Here is a 4,815-nt window from a genome sequence, read left to right as displayed (position 1 = left end):
TAAGGCACCTAGGAAAACTTGACACATACCCGATAACAAATTAATTCTGTTTTAGATTGAAAGGTGGTAAGCTGATAGATGAATGGTTATAAATTTATTTATAGGAGTGATATTTTTGAAACAAATTACAATTGGTGGCAAAAAAGTTTCTAACGTGGCATTAGGAATTATGCGAATGGATGCGTTGGATACAGATGCTGCAACTAAAGTAATTGAAACAGCTGTTGATAATGGCGTGAACTTTATTGATACTGCTGATATTTATGGTGGTGGGAAATCAGATCTTGTGTTTCAAAAAGCCTTGGACAAATCATCAGTGAGCCGAGATGACTTATGGATTCAATCTAAAGTGGGAATTCGTAACAGCAATGATGATGGGTCAGGTAAACCTTACGGAAATCGGTATGATTTCTCTAAACAACATATTATTGATGCAGTTAATCATGAATTACAGAGTTTAAAGTTAGATTATTTGGATTCTGTATTACTTCATCGTCCAGATCCTTTGATGGAACTGAATGAAGTGGCAGAAGCTTTTGATGAATTGCAAACAGCAGGCAAAGTTCGTCATTTTGGTGTTTCTAATTTCAATCCAATGCAATTTGACATGTTACAAGGAGCAGTTTCACAGAAGTTGATGTTTAATCAATTGCAATTTGGAATTATGCACAGTAATATGATTGACTTTGGGATGCATACGAATATGCAAGATGCCCATAGCATAGATCATGATGGTCAATTCATTGAATATTCTCGAATTCATGACATTGTGATTCAAGCTTGGTCACCTTATCAATGGGGTAATTTCAATGGTCCATTTATTGATAACCCTAAGTTCCCTGAATTAAATAAAAAGATGCAGGCATTAGCTGATCAGTATGGAGTGACCAAAAACGCCATTGCAACAGCATGGATTTTGCGTCATCCGGCTAAATTCCAAGTATTAGTGGGTTCAATGAATCCACAACATATTAAGGAATCATTGGCAGGTAGTGATGTCGAAATGACAGGACAAGAATGGTACGACATTTACTACGCAGCTGGAAATGATATGCCATAGAAGCAGTGGGTGAAGAAGAGCGTTAAAAAGAGTCATAATAAGCGCGACGAAAGCGGGGAGAATTCCCGCAGTAGTCGTGCTTATTATGACTCTTTTGCGATTCTGAACCGTGCTAAAAAGTCCTGGCCCAGATTAATACGCAACCTGAACCAAGACTTGTTTACATACATTTAATTTGTATCGTATTGGCGAGTGCCAACTAATTGTTTGTGAGTATCGTAAAAACTGACTTTAACTGGGGCACCGTTTTTATCAAGTTGCCATGAACCTTCAGCATTGATATGGTGATTAGGTTTGATTTCGCTAACCGATGAATTCTCTAAGTTATCATCTGTTGTTGCAGCTGTGGAAAAGGGAAGCGACCCCTGTTCAAGGGTCTTAGTGCTGCCATTAACGATTTGAGTTGCCTTAACATATTTATACCAATAATCTGAAGGAACTAATTGAGATTTGCTGGTATTTGTAAATGTGTACTTCAGAATTAATACTTGTTTGTTCTTTGTAGCTGAAGCGGTCACATGATTCTCGGTGATCAAAAATGTACCCTGGGGAGTTTTGAAAGTTTGGTCAGATAAAGTGGCCGTTTTCTTTACAGCTTTTTTCGCTGAAGAGACCTTTTTCTCACTTGAAGAACTTTGCTGACTGGATTTTGAAGTGTTCCCTGAACTACAAGCAGTCAGACTAGTGGCTACTAAGCCGATCATTAAAATTGAAAATACCTTTTTAAAACTTTTCAAAACTGTTTGCTACTCCTTTGTTTGGTTATTAACTGCGCTAATGCTCATACTGATAGTTTTGGGCTTATCTTTTACAATAACAATGGTTCCATTGCCTAAGAAATCCTTTTTGCCACTGTAAGCAAGATCATATTCTTTAGCAACATCTCCAGAGTTCTGTAACCCCATTACATAAATGGTGTCTTCTGTGTAATCATCACTGAAAACAAAAGCAATAACTGGTGAAACCACTAAATCATCAGCCTGCATTTGTTTTAAAGTTTTCCAAAGGCCATCAATTACAGGCTGGGGAATGATTTCTTTGACTTCATCACTCACACGTCGTTTTTTCGTAAGTTCAAACAAAATAAAGTGCCTCTATTCATTAGTATTTTTTTAAGAATAGCACATTTCTACTAGTTACGTCATGAAATTATGCTGATAATGGGCAATCTAGTTATAAAAACTAGCTGATAGTGATATACTAACGGTAACATCTATGGACGAGGTGAATGAAATGAATGAATTGGAAACATATAATCGGTGGTTGAAAACAGTGAGAGAGGTTAAGTTACCTCATTGGGATGAGTTGCCAAATTTTGATTTGTATATGGATCAAGTTGTGGCTCTTTTAAGTGGCTATACAGGTCCGCTGGGAATGGATCCAGTGACCCCCACAATGATTAATAACTATGTAAAACAAAAGGCTGTGGTTGCTCCCACAAAAAAGAAGTACCAGGTCATGCAGGTTGCAGATATTTTATTGATCACGTTATTGAAACAAGCATATCCGATTAATGTGATCCGTTCGGGAATTGATCGAATTACAGCAACGGATTATCCAAAACAGGCATACGATCGGTTTATCGATATTGTAAATCAAAAAATTGCAAGAATTGGTTTGGAACACACAACTACGATGGCCAAGAACTTAGCAGAACAATTGATGCAAGTCACATCAAACATGATTGTGGACCAGGTACAAACGAGTGAGTTGATTCGTTTATTACAAAGATCGGAAGAGCATACACCAACTACTTTGAATAAAAAATAAAGTGAACAAAATGATAATGGGCAATTATAAGTGCGACAAAAGTGGAATTGTCATTCTACTTTGGACCATACTTATAGTTGTCTTTTTGCTTTGATGACTGTGCTTAAAAAACTGAACAAAAACGGTCTAAGCTTAGCATCAACTTTTTCAAATAAAATAAATTTTTACTGAATTACGCTTCAGAAACTGGAACGGACCATTTAATAATTAGATAGGTCCCACAAGAAGCGTAACTCAACCAATTGTGAAATAGTTTGTGAAGAAAGCGATTACTTTTTGTGCTTATTTTCACAAGTGCTCTTTGTGAAAGGATTTGTGTAGTTTCAGATTTTTCACAAGGAAAAACATCAAGCAAGCCGTGATAAACAATGGTACCTATCAATTTTAGGTTATGTAAACAGTACGCATTTACAAACAGATATTTGAAAGCTACAATGAAACTTGTGAAGAGAATAACATACTCATTCTGAGAGGAAGAATAATAATAATATGATTAAAGATTTGGATAATAAGAAGGATGTTGATGAACCACAATTAATGGTCAATGATCTTGTTAAAAAAGCTCATATTGCTTTAGATCGTCTCAGTGTCATGGATCAGGAGCAGATTGACAAAATTGTGCACGCAATGGCAGAAGCTGGATATCATGCTCGTCAAAAGTTAGCCAAGATGGCAGTGGATGAAACTGGTCGTGGTGTGTATGAAGATAAAGTTATTAAAAATCAATTTGCTACAAAAGATATTTATAATTCAATTAAAAATGATAAGACAGTTGGAATTATTAGTGATGACAAAGAAACTGGCATCATGAAAGTTGCTGAACCAGTCGGTGTCATTGCTAGTGCAACCCCAGTAACGAACCCAAGCTCAACCGTTTTTCATAACGCTTTATTAGCAATTAAAACCCGAAACCCAATCGTTTTCGCTTTTCACCCATTTGCACAAAAAACATGTGTTGAAACTGGACGAGTTATTGCAGAAGCAGCTGTAAAAGCTGGTGCTCCTGAGAATAGTGTTCAATGGATCACTAAACCTAGCATGGATGCAACTACTGACCTGATGAATCATGATGGGGTCGCAACGGTTGTGGCTACTGGTGGTGCAGGCATGGTTAAGTCTGCTTATTCAACTGGGAAACCTGCCCTTGGTGTTGGACCCGGTAATGTACCTGTTTACGTCGAAAAAACTGCTGACTTAAAACAATCATTAGATGATATTGTCTTATCAAAAGCATTTGATAATGGGATGATCTGTGCTTCTGAATCTAACATGGTCGTGGATGCTGAAATCTATGCTGATGTTAAAAGTGGTTTAAAAGAACGTGGTGCTTACTTCGTAAAAGATGCTGATATGGAAAACTTTGAGTCAACCGTAATGAATCGGGAAAAGGAATCAGTTAATCCTAAAGTAGCTGGTCAATCCGCTTACAGCATTGCACAATGGGCTGGTATTGAAGATTGCCCTAAGGATGCAAAATTCTTAGTTGCTGAAATGAATGGACTTGGCGGAGAATATATTCTTTCTCACGAAAAATTATCACCTGTTTTAACAATGGTAAAGGCAAAAGATCAAGACGACGCTGTTCATTTAATGAAACGAGGATTAAACCTTGGTGGATTAGGTCATACAGTTGGTTTGCATACCAAAGATGATGCATTGATTAATCGATTTGCATTAGAGATGGATGCTTGCCGAATCTTAATTAACACACCAACTTCACAAGGAGCAATTGGTTATAAATATAATAATGTGACTCCTTCTTTGACTTTAGGCTGTGGATCTTGGGGTAAAAATTCCATTTCACATAACTTAGAGGATTGGGATCTTTTGAATATCAAGACGGTCGCAAAACGTCTACCAAAACTACGTCATGAAGGTTTGGATTTCTAAATAAATTTGTTGAATCAAATAGCGTAACTGTTGTTTTCAAAATTTTTGGAATAACAGTTGCGTTATTTTGGGTCTCTGTCAAATCGTATTGGTGG

Annotated in this window: 5 protein-coding genes; 3 read left to right on the top strand and 2 right to left on the bottom strand. The window is 36.8% G+C overall.

The features are described from left to right. Nucleotides 1-115: 115 nt before the first annotated feature. The gene (locus tag IV84_RS09570) at nucleotides 116-1,060 is read left to right on the top strand and encodes an aldo/keto reductase (RefSeq protein WP_046872423.1); all 945 of its coding nucleotides are present in this window, start codon (nucleotides 116-118) and stop codon (nucleotides 1,058-1,060) included. Nucleotides 1,061-1,230: 170 nt separating this feature from the next. Here the strand turns inward: IV84_RS09570 and IV84_RS09565 are convergent, their stop codons facing one another. Both IV84_RS09565 and IV84_RS09560 read right to left on the bottom strand, forming a co-directional pair. Then, nucleotides 1,231-1,797, bottom strand: a complete 567-nt coding sequence (locus tag IV84_RS09565; protein ID WP_046872422.1) for a DUF5067 domain-containing protein — start codon at nucleotides 1,795-1,797, stop codon at nucleotides 1,231-1,233. Between the two features lie 9 nt (nucleotides 1,798-1,806). Then, nucleotides 1,807-2,142, bottom strand: coding sequence for a hypothetical protein (locus tag IV84_RS09560; RefSeq protein ID WP_046872421.1), 336 nt, complete (start codon nucleotides 2,140-2,142; stop codon nucleotides 1,807-1,809). Between the two features lie 151 nt (nucleotides 2,143-2,293). Here IV84_RS09560 and IV84_RS09555 point away from each other — a divergent pair, with 151 nt between their 5' ends. After that, entirely contained in the window at nucleotides 2,294-2,830 is a 537-nt protein-coding gene (locus IV84_RS09555; protein WP_046872420.1) for a DUF1836 domain-containing protein, read from the top strand. Nucleotides 2,831-3,319: 489 nt separating this feature from the next. Then, nucleotides 3,320-4,720 carry an aldehyde dehydrogenase family protein gene (locus IV84_RS09550; protein WP_052694568.1) on the top strand — a complete coding sequence of 467 codons (1,401 nt, stop codon included), beginning with the start codon at nucleotides 3,320-3,322 and terminating at the stop codon, nucleotides 4,718-4,720. Nucleotides 4,721-4,815: the final 95 nt, after the last annotated feature.

Source organism: Pediococcus damnosus (assembly GCF_001437255.1).
GTDB lineage: Bacteria > Bacillota > Bacilli > Lactobacillales > Lactobacillaceae > Pediococcus > Pediococcus damnosus.
Note: the sequence above shows the minus strand (reverse complement) of the source record. Positions and strands in the feature narration are given on the sequence as shown.